Origin of the sequence: Mucilaginibacter ginsenosidivorans (genome assembly GCF_007971025.1) — a bacterium.
Lineage (GTDB): Bacteria > Bacteroidota > Bacteroidia > Sphingobacteriales > Sphingobacteriaceae > Mucilaginibacter > Mucilaginibacter ginsenosidivorans.
On sequence record NZ_CP042436.1, the window covers coordinates 104,018 to 119,863 of the forward strand.

Below are 15,846 nucleotides of genomic sequence, written 5' to 3' on the forward strand. Positions count from 1 at the left end.
TTTTATTAAAACCTTACTTATTCAAAATAGTTTAGGGTCTTAAAACCCCCTCTTCTTAAATAATCATCTTTTTTGACCTCCTGAAGATCAGCACAGATCATATCCTTTACAAGCGCCTCCAGGTCATATTTTGGCACCCATCCCAGTTTTTCGCGGGCTTTTGTCGCATCGCCTATCAACAGTTCAACTTCCGTGGGCCTGAAATATTTCGGATCTACTTTTACTACCGTCTGGCCAAATCTTAATGCGTCGGCATTTAAGCCCAGTTCGGTTACTTTATCCTGGTCTATATCGATGATAACGCCCTTTTCGCGCTCATCTTTACCGCTAAACTCTATTTCTATCCCTAATTCGGCAAATGACAATCTTATGAAATCGCGCACGGTTGTTGTTATGCCGGTAGCTATCACAAAATCCTCGGCTTTATCCTGTTGCAGCATCAGCCACATGGCTTCAATGTAATCCTTGGCGTGGCCCCAATCGCGTTTGGCTAATAAGTTACCCACGTACAGGCAGTTTTGCAGCCCGAGGGCGATCTTCGATGCCGCCCGCGTTATCTTACGGGTTACGAACGTTTCTCCCCGTATCGGGCTTTCATGGTTGAACAGGATACCATTGCAGGCGTACATGTTATAAGCTTCGCGGTAATTCACAATTATCCAATAGCCATACAGTTTTGCTACCGCGTAAGGCGATCGCGGGTAAAACGGCGTGGTTTCGTTTTGCGGAACGGCCTGCACCAACCCATAAAGTTCGGACGTTGAAGCCTGGTAGATGCGGGTCTTTTCTGTCATCCCAAGCAAGCGGACTGCTTCGAGCAGGCGCAATACGCCCACGCCATCAGCATTTGCGGTATATTCAGGAGTTTCGAAACTCACTTTAACATGGCTCTGCGCTGCAAGATTGTATATCTCATCGGGCTGCACCTCCTGCACCAGCCTGATCAGGTTGGTAGAGTCGGTCATATCCCCATAATAAAGCTTAAATTTTACGCCTGTTTCGTGCGGGTCGCGGTATAAGTGGTCGATGCGATCGGTGTTGAATAGCGATGAGCGCCTTTTGACACCGTGCACTTCGTACCCTTTTTTAAGCAGAAACTCAGCCAAATATGCCCCGTCCTGCCCGGTAATTCCGGTGATCAACGCCTTTTTCATGGGATAAGTAAACGCATTTACAATACAATATTATCCAATTTAATTGTAAATGTTGCTATGTAATCAATCGCGACATATTTATAACCTCAAAGTAAAACTCTCTGCAGGCCGGCGGATTTATGCCAATTGAACAGTAGTTTCGGGTTATAATCAGGCAACGCTATCATGAAACACACCAAATGGTTTGACAGGAAGTTCGATTTCAGTACTGAACAAAACATTTTCCCTTCAATTATCGAACGTCTTAAAGGAACCCCTGCGCGGCTCGAAGAGAAGATGAGGACAGTTCCGGTTGCAATTTTAAACCTTAAGCCCGAAGGTGCCTGGTCCATAAAAGAAAATATCGGTCACCTGACCGACCTCGAGCCGCTTTGGCAGGGACGGCTGGAAGACATTATAAATGGCGAAGAAGAATTGCGCCCCACCGACCTGGCAAACCGGAAGACGGATGAGGCTAATCACAACGCGAAATCTCTGGATGAGCTATTGAACGATTTCAGGCAAATTAGAGCACAAACGGTATCGATGCTTGAAAATCTGGATGAACAAACCATCTTCAAATCAGCGTTGCATCCCCGGTTAAAAACGCCTATGCGTACGATGGATCTTTTCTTGTTTGTCGCCGACCATGACGATCATCATATGGCGGGGATAACAGAGTTGACGAGGTAAATCGGGGAGGTCAGCTATCAGGACGCAAGGATCAAAAGTTATTCAACGAAGCTATTGCCTCAGCAGGTGTAAGTACAGAAATAATACTTTTCTTAAAGTCTCGTGAGTTGCGGGTAACGATAAAATCAATTTCAGGCAGGCTTAATGCACTGTAATATTGAATAGCGTCCTCGTAATCTTTAAAGTCGGTCTTTAAGGATTTCCTGATAATATCATTGGTTACATCGACTATTTCGGTCATCCCTGATAGTTCCTCTAACAACTTTATCGTTACATCACGGGTCAAAGATTGCCGAAGGATATAGTAAATATTGTTGTAGGAAACAGCAGAAATGTGAACTTTAACCTTTTGGTTGATAGCCAGGTCAAACAATCTCGCGGCATCAATTGAGAACGGGCGCCGGTCCGCCAAAAAATCGATTACGACATTTGTGTCAATAAATATGTTCTTCATATTTATTTATTGGTGCTCTTTAGTTATAGCTTTTCCAAGTTCTGTTTTATAGTCGTAGTCCCCGGGCAATTTGATCACACCCATCATCCTGCTCACCTTCTCGGATATAATAATTTCCTTGTCTGCTTGTGCAGTTATCGATTTCAAATAATTTTCTACTATATTGGATAAACTCTCTCCCTTTTTCCGCGCGTAAGCTTTTGCCGAATCAATTACGTGGTCCTCTATAGTCAATGTTAATTTAGTCGTCATAACACGTGTAAATTGAATTATAAAGATACGTGTATTTTACTTGTTATTAAAATTTTGGTTAGAAAGAGCTTCTCCTGACTCCTGAGAAGACTTCGTGAACGGTCCAGCAAATGGAAACCATAGGCTAAGGTTTTATATCATTCACCGCCTCTTCCAATTCCCGGTACCAGTCCGGACCGTATTTGCGTATCAACGGCTCTTTCAGGAATTCGTGCACATGAACTTTTAATTCATTGCCAAATGCGCAGGCCGGGCTGCAAATGTTCCAGCGGTCGTAGTTCAATACATCAAACTCGGGGTATTTCGTAATGCGGATGGGGTAAAGGTGACACGAGATCGGCTTTTTCCAGTTGATAACACCATATTCATAAGCTTTCTCGATAGCGCACTTGGTTATCCCGTTTTCCCAGGTCACATAGGCGCACTCCTTATTAGTATCCACGCAGGGGGTAGTATAGTCTCCTTCAAAATCGGTAACATAAGTGCCGTTTTCCTCTATCGTGCGGATACCCTTAGCAGTCATAAAAGGCTTTACTTTTGGGTATATTTCATCAAGTATGGCCAGTTCATCATGATTGAGGGGTGCACCCGAATCGCCCTCAAGGCAGCAGGCGCCCTTGCATTTCTTCAGGTTGCACACAAAATTTTCTTTCACCACATCTTCATGCACCAATACACTGCCTATTTCTATCATATTAGTCTGAACTATAAAATTAAAGGTCCGTCCTGAACTCAATCAACCCAATCCAACTCATTCAACCGGATCAACTAATCGGCATCTTTACTCACCGGATTCAACGGGTACTTCAAACCGGTTGCCGATGTCAGGTCCATCGTCAGGCTGCCCACTATGAGTTCAACATGTGCTTTTACCGGTATCCGGTTACCGTCGTCCGTTATCCAAAGATACAGTTTGCTGTCTTTCCTGAAAATACGCCCGGGTATAATGGTGGGGTTAAACTTAAGGCAATTGAACGTACCCATGCTGCATTTTACTTTTTCCTTACCCATATAGGTGATGGTTAGGGTATGCACGCCATCTTCCAAAAAATACTGTATATCCATCTTTTCGCCTATCTGCAGCTTAGTTACATCGATACAGCGGGCATAGTAATAGGACGACAAAAAATCGAACACCTTACCCTCAAGCGGGAAGACGCCCTTTTTAGCCTTTATGGTATGGTTACGATGATTGAATACGACAATATCTGTGTGCTTATAGCTCGCCTCGTGCCTGTTCTCGGCATAAAAATAGGGCACAATTGTCTGCTCGTCTATATAAGTCTCGTACCGGTTGCGTACTTTATAAAAAACATCAAAGGTGCCTGCGGTCTTTCCTTCAGCTATGATATGATAGGACGGCTTATCTTCAAATTTGAGCGGGGTTTCCTCTACGCGGATATTGGCCTCCGCTGCAGTGAAAATACCATACTTCATCTTATAGCTCAGCTTCTCGCCGGGCTTAAAAGCAGGTTCATCTATTTTATTAAGTTCCTGGGCCTGGGTTTTATTAAGGCTGGTAGCAACCAGAAGAAATGCGATCAGGTATATCTTCATCGGCTACCGGGATTAAAGGCTATCATTAGTCTTTTCGTTTATATATAGGGACTGTCGAGCAGGGCTCACCGAACATGATACTTTTGGCTACCGGCGTCAGTTTTTTTGTTAATTCAACATAAGCCGATACGGGTACCTCGGTGTCGCCGCACCCCTTAATAACGATGCGCTGGTCGCGATATTGCTCCACATCCATAGCGGCCATGGCTTTTTCAAACAACACAGTTTCAAGTACCGAAACGTCGCCAAACACTACATCTTTGGCATAAGGAGCCAGTTTGTTGGCAATAAGCATGTAGGCCCAGGCGGGTACTATAGCATCTGCAGTGCAGGTTATAGCAACGTTTTTACCGGCATATTGAGCCCAGTCGTGTCCTTTAACAAACTCCCTGAAATCCTTCTCGCGCAATATCAGCTCCATATAAAGGTTATCCTTAATATCATACACCACACGTTCGCCCTGCGGATAAAAAGCGGCGGGGTCAAGCGTAACCAAGCCACTCTGAGCCACCTTGTTCACGAAATTTTCCTGGATATCCATTTTCTTAAAATCAAAAAACCGGGAATGGCAATACCATTCCCGGTCACAAAATTAAGTTAAATATTCTTATAAGAATTTAGAACGGTAATCTTTTACATTCGCCTTATCTTTCAGCGCATCAAACAGCGCCGATTGCGAGCGCTGGGCCAATGCCTGGCCTATCTGCTCACGCTCCCTTACGGCATTTGCAAGTGGTGCAGGGTTGATAAAGTTATCGAGCGAAAATACAAATACCCCATGCTCGCCTTCGATCGGTTTAGATAGCTTATTTGGTTTCGAACCGAATACTGTACCCACAACTTTATATTCGAGCGACAAGCCTGGTATAACAGGATTTGCAAAAACGATATTCTGAACAGGTACCGCACTGGCACTGACCTTCTGAGCTACCTGGTCTATGGTCGACGCGCCGTTCTCGGCCGCCTGGAATTTATCAAGTAATTGTTTTGCCTTTACGTGGTTGCGTACAGCGCCTTCTATCTGTTTCTTTACAGCATCAAGCGGCAAAGTGCCTTTAGGTTTGATCTCTGTCAATACCGGAACAATGTATTGGTCGCCGGCGACATATACCTGGTCGGCCAGATCGCCCTTATCAGCTTTAAACGCCCAGCGTACCAACTGGCGTGCATCGTCCACACCCTGGAACGACGACGCAAGGGCTTGTACGTCCGTAGCCGTTTTCTTGATTAAACCTTCCTTCTTCACTTCAGCATCAAAGTTATCCTTGGTTAAAGCACCCAGGAACTTCTGCGCATTGCTAAATGCCGTGCTTTGTGTTTTGGTACTTGCGGTTACGGGTTTATCAATTACCGCAACCTCAACTGCTTTTGACGAGCCTTTTTGCTCTTCTATTTGTAACAGGTGGATGCCAAATTGTGTCTTAACTATCTGCAACTCGCCTTTTTTTCCATCAAAAGCAGCATTATCAAACTCGGCTACCATAGCCCCGCGACCGAACGTTCCAAGGTCGCCGCCTTTTTCGCCCGATTGTTTATCGATAGAATATGTTTTAGCCAATTCGTCGAATGACTTGCCGGCTTGGATCAGCTTCTTCAGCGAATCTGCTTTAGCACGAGCCGCGGCTTCACCATCTGCTCCTATAGGCAGAAGGATGTGACGCGCCTTTACCGAATCAGGTCCTACTTTTGAATCGATCAGCTTGGCGATCTTATAACTTCCGTTTGAAAAATACGGCCCGTAAACAAACCCGTTGGGTTGGTTAAACATAACGGAATCCAATTGAGGATCGCCCAATTGCCCTTTGCGTTTATAAGCAAGCGGTGCTTTTGTTTCTGCATTTATCTGTATGAACAACGAGTCGTTTGTCGTGCTTTTCAGTTCAGGCACCAATTTTTCAATCTGGCCCTTAACCGCAGCTGAATCATCTTTTGACGGCGCTGCGCTAAAGCTCACATAGTCAAAGCTGCGCGTCTCCTGTTTATTTTTGAATTGATACTGGTGATCGTTATAGTAGCTTTGGTAGTCATCATCTGTCAGGGTCACCTTATTATCTGGGATAGATGCGTAATCCAGTGTCACGTATTTAAAATTGGCAAGCTTGTTCTTGTTCTCGTAGTCGTCCTTAGCATCCAGCGAATTTACATACATGCCATTACTGGTGGCAGAGATATACTTTTGTGCCAGTTTGTTGGTACCCAACTGTTCCAAGAACTGAACCCACTGTATCTTCATCGGATCGTCGGCTTTTGCGGCGTTAATGCTTGCCTTAAAGTTGTTAAACTTAACCTGGTCCACTTTCCCGGTTTTTGGATCGCCGAAATATTGCAGGATCTGTGGGTCGGGGTTGTTGCCGTTAACCATCGAATTGGTCTCATCGACAGTTACTACCAGCCCCAGCTTATCAATTTCCTTATTCAGTATTACCCTGCTTACATCCTGGTTCCAGGTCATTTCCTCCAGGTAGCTTGTAAACTGTCCTGAAAGATTTGTTTGTCCCGATTGCTGCTTGGCCTGCTCAACCTGCGCCTGGAAATTTTTATAAGATATCTTTTCGCCGGCTACTTCGCCCAGCGCATCACTATCGCCCTTGAAGAACGAACTTCCAGAGCGCAGCACTTCACCCAAAATAAATGCTAAAAGCGAGGCGCCTATCACAATCGCAACTATCTTCCCCATGCGCTCGCGCAAATAATTCATTACTCCCATAGTATTCTATTACAATATTTTAATTTATTCAAAAGAGGGGCGCAAGATACAATTTTTAGTAAAATTTTAAACAGAAAAATTTGTATCGAAACTGCAATGGTTTTATTGGCCTATCTCCTTACTGTCAACATGTATTTTCCCTGTCGAAGGGCCAAACTTCCAATGCGTAAGACCTTCGTCGCTTTCAAAATTCAATCCGTCCAAAATGCTACCATCGGTCATCTGCACATGCACCGATTTATTGGAATGTATCTGCCGGGTATTTTCATCCCATATCAGCTCGTCCGACTGAAATGTTTCGCCCTTTACATTTGTGCCTACCACATTTTTGCGAAGCTCGATGATCTTTTCAGCAACGCGGCGTATGGCATATTCCGATGTAATAGTGCAGGTTTGGTGAAGATCGGCATCGTAAAAAGTAACCTTTACGCCCTTGGGCATCTCGGTATAGGGTTTCGCCACTTTGGTATAATCGAGCATCAGCGGCGATGTCATATGCGCCTTTACCTTTGCCGAATCGCTCCAGATAACATCTACGTTCGTATAACGCTGTACAGGTTTTGTGGCTTCGGTGGCCGATATTTTCTTCAGGTCCTTCAGGTCATTCTCGCAGCCGGTCAGCCCCGCTAATACGGCAATAATTACCGTCAGAAATAAACCTGGTAATAGCCCTCCCTTTTTCATACCGGGGTGTTAGTCAAACTTGAACCGCCTGAACCATTGGTCGTTCAATGTAAGCGCTATGTGAAAGTTTACATAATTTTCCTTGATCAGTCCGTTATCAACCGTTCCTCGTTTACCGACCTCTGCCGAAAAATTCACTTTGTAAAATGCCGAGGAAGCACGGTCGTGCGGCAGCGGTATGCCCAGGCCAAAAGTAACCGCCTGTCTTTTGATGCTGGTATTATTAAGATTGAGGTAGGTGTCTTCATAAATAAAACCCAGGCGGTAATCGATAAGCGCCAGGTAATTATTCAATGCGTTGACATTAGGCGTCCACTGTCCGCCAATGTTCAGCATTTTACTATCCTGTAACCCGGCATTGGTTCCGGCGATTGACAGGTCGGACCATTTGCCGATAGAGTAATCAACCCCCACCAAAAAGCTCAGGTCTTTCTGGAATACGATGCCGAAATGATTAATGGCCGGCAATTGTATCTTAGCTTTTGGGTTGTTGGTGTTAACAAGGCTGTCTGTTGCCACACCTTCGCTGCCGTTCGAGATATAGTATTGGCTTACTATATAACTGTTTTGCACATTTATCTTGTTGCCGATAGATGCCGAATAACCCAGTACCAGGTGCTTTGAGGTCGAAAAATCGATCGAATATTGCGCGCCGTAATCAAAATTGAACCCGCCTACTTTGTTGTTTTGCTCCGTACGGGAGTTCAAAAAGCCAACCGCATTGGGTATTTCGGTCGATTGGTCCTCCTTAAGACTGCCAAATATGTAAGAGGCATTAGCGCCGAGCGAAAGGTGCTTGCCTACCGAAAAACCATAACCTATATAGGCTTTCGAAAGACCGCCATCGCCCGAATAAATATAGTTCACGGTATTTGTGTCCACTGGTAAGCCTGTGCCGAGGTTGGGCCTGGATATTTTATATTTATAGCCAAGCTCGCTGTACGGAAGCAGACCAAAACTTACGGCCGAACCCTGGGTAAGAGGCAAAGCAAACGCAATATGGCTTAACCGGGTATTGCCGTTCCGTTGTTTGGCCGAGGTATCGTTCCTTAATGTCAGTGAATTGGTATACAGACCGGCGTCTATTACGGTAAGATGTATCTTGGAGTACGCAGCCGGGTTTAAAACGTTAATAGTACTGTAACTGGTAAGCGAACTGGTTGCTGTGCTTATACCCCCCATGCCTATGTTTTGGGGTAAGGCAGGCTGAATATAATCACCTAATCCGTAACGCGAATAAGGCGAACTTGTAGTAGCGGTAGATTGTGACCTTGCTTCCAGCACGCAAACAGCAAGTAAAAATGTTATAAAGAGCCTGGTATATTTAATCATTATTGTATCGTATAGCTGCGTTTAATCCTTTCAGAACCAAGTAAGGCTCATTTTTAACATAGGGGGCAAAGATGCTATTTTTCAACAGAGTATCAAAAAAAATACTGTCGCCCCCGCTTAGCAATATATTCAGTTCGGGCTCCTTAGCCCGGTAGCTTTCTATGAAGCCAAACACCTCGTATTTAACACCGTTCTGCACCCCCGAAAGTATCGCTGTCCGGGTATCATCCCCGTAAGTTTTATCAAACTTTTCATCAGCCCCAACCAACGGCAGTGCCCCTGTGTAATAATTCAATGCTTTATAACGCATATTTAATCCCGGCGATATGCTGCCCCCCAAATAATTACCGTCTGCATCCACATGATCGTAGGTAATGCAGGTGCCGGCGTCTATAACCAGGCTGCATTTCCCAGGGTATAATTTGTGGGCGCCCATTACCGCCGCCAGCCTGTCCACACCAAGTGTTTCGGGGCTTTTGTATTGATTGTGGATGCCTGCGGTCATATCCCTTGTAAAATATTTCAGGTCAAGTTTTTCTTCAATAGCCGCACGCCATTCTTCTGTTCGATTTCTGACAGACGATATAATAGCATGGCTGATATGGTATTTTTCGATCAGTTGGAGCAGGGTTTTTGCATCGGTTACCGGCGATTGTTCAGCATGTAACAGGTCATCCTGTTCAAAAACTGCAACTTTGGTAAGGGTATTGCCAATGTCAATAACCAGGTTCGCCATCAGGCCCTCACCATTGATAATATGGATTCGAAGATCGGCAAGCCGTCCTGGTTAGCCAGTAACGTATCCGCGGCACGCTCGGGATGCGGCATCATACCAAACACATTCCTGCCTGCGTTGCATACCCCGGCAATATTTTCTATTGATCCGTTAGGGTTCGATTCCGGCGTGATGTTCCCAAACTCGTCACAATACCTGAACAGTACCTGGTCGTTATCGTTTAGCGCTTTAAGTACGTCGGCATCCGCAAAATAATTGCCCTCGCCATGCGCGATAGGTATTTTAAGCGGCCTTTGGAGGTCAATCTGCGAGGTCATCAGCGAGTCGTTGGTCTGCGCCCTCAGGTAAATATTACTCGAGTTGAATTTCCGGTTGGTGTTATGGAGCAGCGCACCGGGCACCATACCAGCCTCGGCAAGTATCTGGAAACCATTGCATATCCCCCAAACATAGCCGCCTTTTGCAGCAAATTGCATCACCTCGTTCATGATGGGCGAAAAACGGGCTATAGCGCCTGAACGCAAATAATCGCCGAACGAAAAACCACCGGGAAGTACGATAAAATCGCAGCCCTGCAGGTCATGATCTTTATGCCACAGGCGCACTACCTGCTGGCCCATAATTTTTTCTAATACGTAGATGATATCCTCATCGCAATTAGAACCGGGAAATATAACTACTCCGAATTTCATGGTACAAAGCTAATATAACCCCCGAAATTAGGACGAATTTAAAAGTTAAAAAGTGTTAAACTGGAAGTAGATGATGCTGGCCAGCAGTATAATATACAACGATTCGTAAAACCAGCGATAGTTTGCATACAGGAAATAATAAGCAAAGAATATAGCCGCCGGGATAGCGCATAGCAAAAAGTGATCGAGGTGGAAATCGGGGCGGATATAGAAGGAGAAGCCGGCTATCAGAAACATCATCATCAAGAGCTGTAACGATTTACGTGTTTGTACATAACTTTTGAAAAAGTTTTGCTGCAGTTTGAAAAACCCCAAAACCAGTATGATAATGACCGGTATCAACACCAGGTAATTATAATAGTTAAAGCTGATTACCACCTTGAACTTTGCTGCCAAAGGCAGCCAGATGTCATAAAACTGCTGCATGCGGTCGCTCAGGTAATAGGAAACAGCCAGGAAGAAAAAGATAGTGGCAAACCCTATGATGCAGGCCACCCACTCGCGCCAGTTGAACGGGCGGAAAACCACCAGCGCAAGCCAAATGGTCAAAAACAGGTAGATAAATGGCAGGTAGAAAAGCGTCCCCACCGCCACGATCATCCCCAGGTCGTAAGAGGTTGATTTAATGTCCTCGCCTTTATAAAAGCTAAAAAGCTTAAAAAGCATCCATATCACCAGGAAATTACATACCAATGGCGCACCGAGCATCAAAAACGGGGGAAAAAGGCTCGACGCCGTAACGTACGTCAGTGCCGGCAAAAAGGTCGATCGGCCTAATAAATTGTGGTAGTTAACAAGATAATTAATGAGCAGGGCCTGTCCATATACAAGGCACCCGGCCAGAAAAAGATCGAGCCCCGGAGGGAACACGTATTGGTACGATGAGGGTAGATGCAAACGGGAAAACAGTTCGGCAAAAGGGAACTCTTCCTTTATGGGTATTGCCGATAAAAAAGTAATACGCAATAGTATCAGTACCAAAGCCAGCCAGAGCATATTCAGCGGGTTGTAGGATCTGAAAAGTTTGATCATGGCGGCGTATTTCAGCGCAATATTAACAGAAAAACTGCTTAAGCAGAAATAGAACCGGGCTTCGCATAACGCTTTACCATATTATCAACTATCTGTGCTGTTTCGTCCGGGAAATTGACTGTCACCTTTTTATCATCGGCTATCCATTTATTCACTTTGCCAACAAATTGTTCATCAATGGCATAAACAACCGGCACCCCCAGCCTCGAGGCGGCTTCGGCATTGCATCGTTGCTCGTATTGGCCCGTCATAGGTATCATCAAAACCTTCTTTTTCAAATAAAGCGCCTCTGCCGGCCCTTCGAATCCACCACCCGTCAGCAGTCCCTCGCAGCTTGCCATGCTTTCATTAAAGCCTTCATTGCTCACCGGGAATATATGCACATTCCCTTCCCGATAAGGTGTTTTCTGGCGTTTCGAAAATATCTGCCATTCCACATCATGTGTCCGGCCCAGGTATTTCAGCAGGGTTTTATCGTCATAAGCCGGCAGGTAAACGGTGTAGTGGCCTTTATTGGTCGGGTTGGTATTTCGTATCCCGCTACGGATAACGGGCGTATGAATAAAATCATCATACCGCTCAAAGTGGAACCCGATGTGGTGTTTAGTAGGTGAATAGTACTTGAACAACCACTCCGCATAATTCCAGCTGCCTGGCCGTGGTGTCTTCTTCGAAATAAATGAGCATTGATGGCTAAGCGATACTGCTTCCAGCTTTTGCCGGCGGCAGGCCCAGGCACTTACCGGTTCAAAATCATTAATGATAAGATCGTATTGTTTAAGCGGGAGATGATTAATATCGCGCCACAACCGGAGCAGGTCCATCAGTTTATAGGTTGCCCATTTGTCCACGCCGCCCTTGGTGCCAAAAACAAAACTGAAACCATGCAGGCGGTATTTGACCGGCTGTGATAACGACACCTCGGCTTCGGTGCCGCTTATAAGCAGGTCAAGCTCGCCATATTGCTGTAACAGCGGAACAATTTCGCGCGCCCGGCTGATGTGCCCGTTACCAGTTCCCTGTATAGCGTAGAGTATTTTCATTCTGGGGTTAAAATGTTGTAAGGTTAGCTTTGTTTGTTTAACATTAGAACCACCTCATCTTAAAACGTTACAAATGTAATCAGGCGGAATGACAATAACCTTCCAACTTTTCAACCTTACAACTCCTGCCGGCAGGCAGACTCCAACAAAATTTAATGCACTTCCAATTTAAACCGTTCCAGCAGGTTCCTTACATCCATTTTGGCGTCAAGATCTTCCGCATCGGTCAGATCTTCCTCATCAGTATCTGTCCTGAAATTTGCGGGATCGTATTTGAATATGGTCCATTCTCGGTTATGATACTCCAGCGCTGTCAAACTTTCCACCCAGTCGCCTGAATTAAGGTACAAAACCGATCCCGACCCATCCGTCGATTGCATAACACGCATTTCGGCCTGGTGAATGTGGCCGCATATTACATAGCTGTATTTTTTCTCTACCGCCAGGTCGGCCGCGGTCTGTTCAAACTGGTTGATGAATTTCACCGCATCCTTAAATTTGCCTTTCACCTTTTTAGAGAAGCTCATTTTTTCGCGCCCAATTTTGGCCAAGAACCAGTTGACAAAGCTATTGATGAGGATGAGGGTATCGTAACCAACAGCGCCCAATTTCGCCAGCCATTTAGAGTGCTGCATTGTCACATCGAATATGTCGCCATGAAATATCCAGGCTTTTTTCCCGTCAATATTGAGTACAACTTTATTTTTCAGCTGGAACGAGCCGAGGTCGAAATCAGCAAATTTACGCAGCATTTCGTCATGATTACCGGTAAGATAATAAACCGGCACGCCTTCCGTCACAAATTTCAGGATGCGGCGCACCACTTTCATATGCGTTTCGGGCCAATATGATTTGCTGAACTGCCATATATCGATAATATCACCGTTCAGGATCAGCATTTTCGGCTTAATGCTTTTTAAATATTTGAGTAACTCCTTCGAATGGCACCCATAGGTACCTAAATGCACGTCGGATATCACGACAATGTCTACTTCACGTTTTGCCATAAAATATTAGGGGGATAATTTTCCTTCCGGCAGATATTACCGGTCACGGGGTTGGAAGAGCGTAGTATATAACGACTATTCGTCGTCTTCGTCCTCATTAACCTTTAATTCATAAGGGCTGGCGTAGAATATGCCCAATAAAAGAAGCAGGCCCACAACAACCAGATACGCAAACTCAAAATTCATATCGAGATATTTAACAAATGTCAGGAACTCAGATTATCTGAATGTTAAGACTACATGAAATATAAAAGGTTTCATCCGGTTTGAAACTTTTTTTCAACACGTTCGAGCTGTTTTAAATGATGCTTGGAGTGTATCAGCACGAATTTGAACCATTGGGCTGCGTTGAGCATACCCAGGCGCGCATGTTTTATTTTACAATGCGGCGATGAATCGCGGATGAGTTCCGCTACGCTGTCCACGCGTTTGCGGCATTTTACCAACAGGTTCCGGGCGTCTTCCTTACTTATCTTTTTTGCCGGCATACCGGCGGCCACCGCTTTTGGCTCTTTTACCCGAAAGGGCGGAAAACGATTAAACGTTAGCACAAAAAACCCGATAACAGAGCGGCCCTTTGAGGTAGGTCTGCAGGTGCTCAGCGTACATTTTTCAGCAGCAATGGTTGAACTGAGGTTAGCCTGTAAAACATGCGAGTAAACTTCGGCGTACGACCAGCCGCCACCCGGTGGGGTCACATCAAACTCATCGTCAGGAATACCGTCCAGCCGGCTGCGGTAAATATCAAGTGTCCTTTCAATAGCCTTGCGTTCCTGTTCGATGGTCATTTCCTGATTTGATTGAGTAAATGTACAAATTGTCGTTTTCAAAAATTCAAACAATCCGACGACATCCCACTGTTAGCGGTCATTATTTCTTTAAAACGCAGCATAAAAATCCGGTGCCGGATTTTTATTGAGCCTACCCTATCTATCTTTTAAACTATTTTATCATGAAAAATTTTATTTACGCTATTCTTCTTGTTATTTGCAGCGCTACAGGTAGTTATGCACAGGATAATAATAAATTACAATTATCACTTGGCTATTCGCATGGGTCATTCAGCAATTTCAGCGGCAATAATTACAAAGTAAATTCGAATATTTACGACCAGACCTTTAACGATACAATGGGTAAGAAAAAGAGCGCACAGCTCAACGGCTTTGATCTTTCCGGTGCTTATCGTCTTTCCCGTCATCTTGCGGCCAAAACTGCTTTTGGCTGGTACACAGGCTCAACTATCAACGGTGTTCCGGGAGGATCATACGGGCGGGACAACGCCACGAAACCAACCTTCGTGCTGGTTATCCCGAACTTTAGCGATCACGGCAAACAATCATATGTTTCGGTTATGGCCGGAATTGAATATCGGGACTTTCAATCGCTGCATAAGCTGAATCCCTTTGCACACCTGATGGTGGGCGCGGGATTTGAAGGCTCGTCTTACGATCTTGCCGGGACAAGTCACGCTTCCATATACCAGACCGATAAATTAAAGGTGCGCCAAACCACGCTAAATATAGATGCCGGCGCCGGGCTGGACCTTAAACTAAATAAAAACTTCAATCTGCGCGTTATTCAGCTCGATTTTGTGCCGACTTTCCCGGACAAGAAAAACATCCAGCACCAGGGCGACCTGCGCGGCCCGTTCCAAACAAGTTCCTCGCCTGATGAACAGCTATATGTATTGCAAACTGTCACGACCAATAGTACTTTCCAGGCAAATTTCCGGTTCGGGATAGGTGTAGTATTTACACCGAATCTATAAAGAATTTTAAGCTATAATTCAACGACAAGTGAATATTCAAGATTGTTACTGTCATCAGGTATAGGCTCACCATCTCCTTCAAGACTTTCTATATAAAGGCTGATAGCTTCTTTAGCCATCTCAATAGCCTCTTCAACGGTTTCTCCGTGGGTAAAGCACCCAGGTAAAGCGGGTACAGTTACACTAAAGCCGCCTTCTTCTTGCGGAGCAAGCAATATGCGATATGTCCGTTGTTTCATATTACATAGCGTCAATGTTTGTAGTTACAGCAATAAAGTTAGCTCTTTTAAATTATTGATCTGTATTTTAAGCTAAATTGGCCGGATATATCATTAGCCTTTACTTATTACCGTTAAAAATTATGGATTATAAGGAACTTCTTTTTATTTGTTCAGGACTAATAGCATTCTATTTTATCAGGAGATTGTTTACCTGGCGAAAACGACGTCTAATAAAATATGGCACTCCGGCAATCGCAAAGGTAACTAAGGTGATTGAGACCAACGTCAAAACTTATTCCGGGACTGGAATAGATGAAGGTTTAAGCTACTCAAAAGGATATGGAGGCAATACGCAATTAGATATTTATTTAGACATTGAAAATGCAGAGCCTGCCAGACAAATTAATATAACTCAATCCTTTCCCGGTAGGTACCCTAAGATTGGAGATAAGTTGCGTGTATTGATCGACCCGAAAGATAAGTATAACTTTATGATCTCACCCGATCAGCATAATATCGAATAACCATACCTTAA

Annotated in this window: 19 protein-coding genes; 3 read left to right on the forward strand and 16 right to left on the reverse strand. The window is 44.7% G+C overall.

Features of this window, described 5'->3' with window-relative positions; translation table 11 throughout:
* Positions 1 to 17: 17 nt before the first annotated feature.
* Positions 18 to 1,154 carry a GDP-mannose 4,6-dehydratase gene (gene gmd / locus FRZ54_RS00440; RefSeq protein ID WP_147029687.1) on the reverse strand — a complete coding sequence of 379 codons (1,137 nt, stop codon included), beginning with the start codon at positions 1,152 to 1,154 and terminating at the stop codon, positions 18 to 20.
* A gap of 165 nt (positions 1,155 to 1,319) precedes the next feature.
* Here gmd and FRZ54_RS00445 point away from each other — a divergent pair, with 165 nt between their 5' ends.
* Complete coding sequence (locus FRZ54_RS00445) at positions 1,320 to 1,826, forward strand: DinB family protein (protein WP_147029688.1); 507 nt, start codon at positions 1,320 to 1,322, stop codon at positions 1,824 to 1,826.
* A 31-nt stretch (positions 1,827 to 1,857) separates the two neighbouring features.
* Here the strand turns inward: FRZ54_RS00445 and FRZ54_RS00450 are convergent, their stop codons facing one another.
* From FRZ54_RS00450 to FRZ54_RS00515, 14 genes are all read right to left on the reverse strand, one after another.
* Positions 1,858 to 2,280, reverse strand: coding sequence for a type II toxin-antitoxin system VapC family toxin (locus tag FRZ54_RS00450; RefSeq protein WP_228462589.1), 423 nt, complete (start codon positions 2,278 to 2,280; stop codon positions 1,858 to 1,860).
* A gap of 6 nt (positions 2,281 to 2,286) precedes the next feature.
* The gene (locus FRZ54_RS00455; protein ID WP_147029690.1) at positions 2,287 to 2,532 is read right to left on the reverse strand and encodes a DUF6364 family protein; all 246 of its coding nucleotides are present in this window, start codon (positions 2,530 to 2,532) and stop codon (positions 2,287 to 2,289) included.
* 124 nt (positions 2,533 to 2,656) lie between these two features.
* Positions 2,657 to 3,226 carry a DUF3109 family protein gene (locus FRZ54_RS00460; RefSeq protein ID WP_147029691.1) on the reverse strand — a complete coding sequence of 190 codons (570 nt, stop codon included), beginning with the start codon at positions 3,224 to 3,226 and terminating at the stop codon, positions 2,657 to 2,659.
* Positions 3,227 to 3,300: 74 nt separating this feature from the next.
* Positions 3,301 to 4,089, reverse strand: a complete 789-nt coding sequence (locus FRZ54_RS00465) for a DUF3108 domain-containing protein (RefSeq protein WP_147029692.1) — start codon at positions 4,087 to 4,089, stop codon at positions 3,301 to 3,303.
* A gap of 25 nt (positions 4,090 to 4,114) precedes the next feature.
* Positions 4,115 to 4,630: a DUF2480 family protein gene (locus FRZ54_RS00470; RefSeq protein ID WP_147029693.1), complete on the reverse strand. Its 516-nt coding sequence runs from the start codon at positions 4,628 to 4,630 to the stop codon at positions 4,115 to 4,117.
* 66 nt (positions 4,631 to 4,696) lie between these two features.
* Positions 4,697 to 6,796 (reverse strand): peptidylprolyl isomerase, encoded by a 2,100-nt coding sequence (locus FRZ54_RS00475; protein WP_147029694.1) that lies wholly within the window; start codon positions 6,794 to 6,796, stop codon positions 4,697 to 4,699.
* 102 nt (positions 6,797 to 6,898) lie between these two features.
* Positions 6,899 to 7,480, reverse strand: coding sequence for an LPS export ABC transporter periplasmic protein LptC (gene lptC / locus FRZ54_RS00480; RefSeq protein WP_147029695.1), 582 nt, complete (start codon positions 7,478 to 7,480; stop codon positions 6,899 to 6,901).
* 9 nt (positions 7,481 to 7,489) lie between these two features.
* The gene (locus tag FRZ54_RS00485) at positions 7,490 to 8,812 is read right to left on the reverse strand and encodes a porin family protein (protein ID WP_147029696.1); all 1,323 of its coding nucleotides are present in this window, start codon (positions 8,810 to 8,812) and stop codon (positions 7,490 to 7,492) included.
* A complete protein-coding gene (locus FRZ54_RS00490; protein ID WP_147029697.1) occupies positions 8,805 to 9,548 on the reverse strand; it encodes a type III pantothenate kinase in 744 nt (247 codons plus the stop codon). Before FRZ54_RS00490 ends, FRZ54_RS00485 begins: the two co-directional genes overlap by 8 nt.
* A complete protein-coding gene (gene purQ, locus FRZ54_RS00495) occupies positions 9,548 to 10,240 on the reverse strand; it encodes a phosphoribosylformylglycinamidine synthase subunit PurQ (protein WP_147029698.1) in 693 nt (230 codons plus the stop codon). Before purQ ends, FRZ54_RS00490 begins: the two co-directional genes overlap by 1 nt.
* Before the next feature lie 45 nt (positions 10,241 to 10,285).
* Positions 10,286 to 11,272 (reverse strand): DUF6427 family protein, encoded by a 987-nt coding sequence (locus tag FRZ54_RS00500; protein WP_147029699.1) that lies wholly within the window; start codon positions 11,270 to 11,272, stop codon positions 10,286 to 10,288.
* A 38-nt stretch (positions 11,273 to 11,310) separates the two neighbouring features.
* Positions 11,311 to 12,315, reverse strand: a complete 1,005-nt coding sequence (locus FRZ54_RS00505) for a glycosyltransferase family protein (protein WP_147029700.1) — start codon at positions 12,313 to 12,315, stop codon at positions 11,311 to 11,313.
* Between the two features lie 152 nt (positions 12,316 to 12,467).
* A complete protein-coding gene (locus tag FRZ54_RS00510) occupies positions 12,468 to 13,322 on the reverse strand; it encodes a UDP-2,3-diacylglucosamine diphosphatase (RefSeq protein WP_147029701.1) in 855 nt (284 codons plus the stop codon).
* A 257-nt stretch (positions 13,323 to 13,579) separates the two neighbouring features.
* Positions 13,580 to 14,110, reverse strand: coding sequence for a DinB family protein (locus FRZ54_RS00515; RefSeq protein ID WP_147029702.1), 531 nt, complete (start codon positions 14,108 to 14,110; stop codon positions 13,580 to 13,582).
* Positions 14,111 to 14,274: 164 nt separating this feature from the next.
* On the opposite strand from FRZ54_RS00515, the gene FRZ54_RS00520 reads away from it, so the two are divergent.
* Complete coding sequence (locus FRZ54_RS00520) at positions 14,275 to 15,090, forward strand: hypothetical protein (RefSeq protein WP_147029703.1); 816 nt, start codon at positions 14,275 to 14,277, stop codon at positions 15,088 to 15,090.
* Between the two features lie 11 nt (positions 15,091 to 15,101).
* Here FRZ54_RS00520 and FRZ54_RS00525 read toward each other — a convergent pair whose 3' ends face one another.
* Positions 15,102 to 15,329 (reverse strand): type II toxin-antitoxin system HicB family antitoxin, encoded by a 228-nt coding sequence (locus tag FRZ54_RS00525; RefSeq protein WP_147029704.1) that lies wholly within the window; start codon positions 15,327 to 15,329, stop codon positions 15,102 to 15,104.
* Between the two features lie 122 nt (positions 15,330 to 15,451).
* Between FRZ54_RS00525 and FRZ54_RS00530 the strand changes: the two genes are divergently transcribed.
* A complete protein-coding gene (locus FRZ54_RS00530) occupies positions 15,452 to 15,835 on the forward strand; it encodes a hypothetical protein (RefSeq protein WP_147029705.1) in 384 nt (127 codons plus the stop codon).
* The last annotated feature ends 11 nt before the right edge of the window (positions 15,836 to 15,846 follow it).

Excerpts from the sequence above, each read along its gene's own strand:
- FRZ54_RS00445 (WP_147029688.1), top strand. The coding sequence starts at position 1,320 with ATGAAACACACCAAATGGTTTGACAGGAAGTTCGATTTCAGTACTGAA.
- FRZ54_RS00530 (WP_147029705.1), top strand. The coding sequence starts at position 15,452 with ATGGATTATAAGGAACTTCTTTTTATTTGTTCAGGACTAATAGCATTC.
- FRZ54_RS00460 (WP_147029691.1), bottom strand. The coding sequence starts at position 3,226 with ATGATAGAAATAGGCAGTGTATTGGTGCATGAAGATGTGGTGAAAGAA.
- FRZ54_RS00510 (WP_147029701.1), bottom strand. The coding sequence starts at position 13,322 with ATGGCAAAACGTGAAGTAGACATTGTCGTGATATCCGACGTGCATTTA.
- FRZ54_RS00450 (WP_228462589.1), bottom strand. The coding sequence starts at position 2,280 with ATGAAGAACATATTTATTGACACAAATGTCGTAATCGATTTTTTGGCG.
- FRZ54_RS00485 (WP_147029696.1), bottom strand. The coding sequence starts at position 8,812 with ATGATTAAATATACCAGGCTCTTTATAACATTTTTACTTGCTGTTTGC.
- FRZ54_RS00515 (WP_147029702.1), bottom strand. The coding sequence starts at position 14,110 with ATGACCATCGAACAGGAACGCAAGGCTATTGAAAGGACACTTGATATT.
- FRZ54_RS00490 (WP_147029697.1), bottom strand. The coding sequence starts at position 9,548 with ATGGCGAACCTGGTTATTGACATTGGCAATACCCTTACCAAAGTTGCA.
- gmd (WP_147029687.1), bottom strand. The coding sequence starts at position 1,154 with ATGAAAAAGGCGTTGATCACCGGAATTACCGGGCAGGACGGGGCATAT.
- FRZ54_RS00455 (WP_147029690.1), bottom strand. The coding sequence starts at position 2,532 with ATGACGACTAAATTAACATTGACTATAGAGGACCACGTAATTGATTCG.
- FRZ54_RS00470 (WP_147029693.1), bottom strand. The coding sequence starts at position 4,630 with ATGGATATCCAGGAAAATTTCGTGAACAAGGTGGCTCAGAGTGGCTTG.
- FRZ54_RS00525 (WP_147029704.1), bottom strand. The coding sequence starts at position 15,329 with ATGAAACAACGGACATATCGCATATTGCTTGCTCCGCAAGAAGAAGGC.
- FRZ54_RS00465 (WP_147029692.1), bottom strand. The coding sequence starts at position 4,089 with ATGAAGATATACCTGATCGCATTTCTTCTGGTTGCTACCAGCCTTAAT.
- purQ (WP_147029698.1), bottom strand. The coding sequence starts at position 10,240 with ATGAAATTCGGAGTAGTTATATTTCCCGGTTCTAATTGCGATGAGGAT.
- FRZ54_RS00475 (WP_147029694.1), bottom strand. The coding sequence starts at position 6,796 with ATGGGAGTAATGAATTATTTGCGCGAGCGCATGGGGAAGATAGTTGCG.
- lptC (WP_147029695.1), bottom strand. The coding sequence starts at position 7,480 with ATGAAAAAGGGAGGGCTATTACCAGGTTTATTTCTGACGGTAATTATT.
- FRZ54_RS00505 (WP_147029700.1), bottom strand. The coding sequence starts at position 12,315 with ATGAAAATACTCTACGCTATACAGGGAACTGGTAACGGGCACATCAGC.
- FRZ54_RS00500 (WP_147029699.1), bottom strand. The coding sequence starts at position 11,272 with ATGATCAAACTTTTCAGATCCTACAACCCGCTGAATATGCTCTGGCTG.
- FRZ54_RS00520 (WP_147029703.1), top strand. The coding sequence starts at position 14,275 with ATGAAAAATTTTATTTACGCTATTCTTCTTGTTATTTGCAGCGCTACA.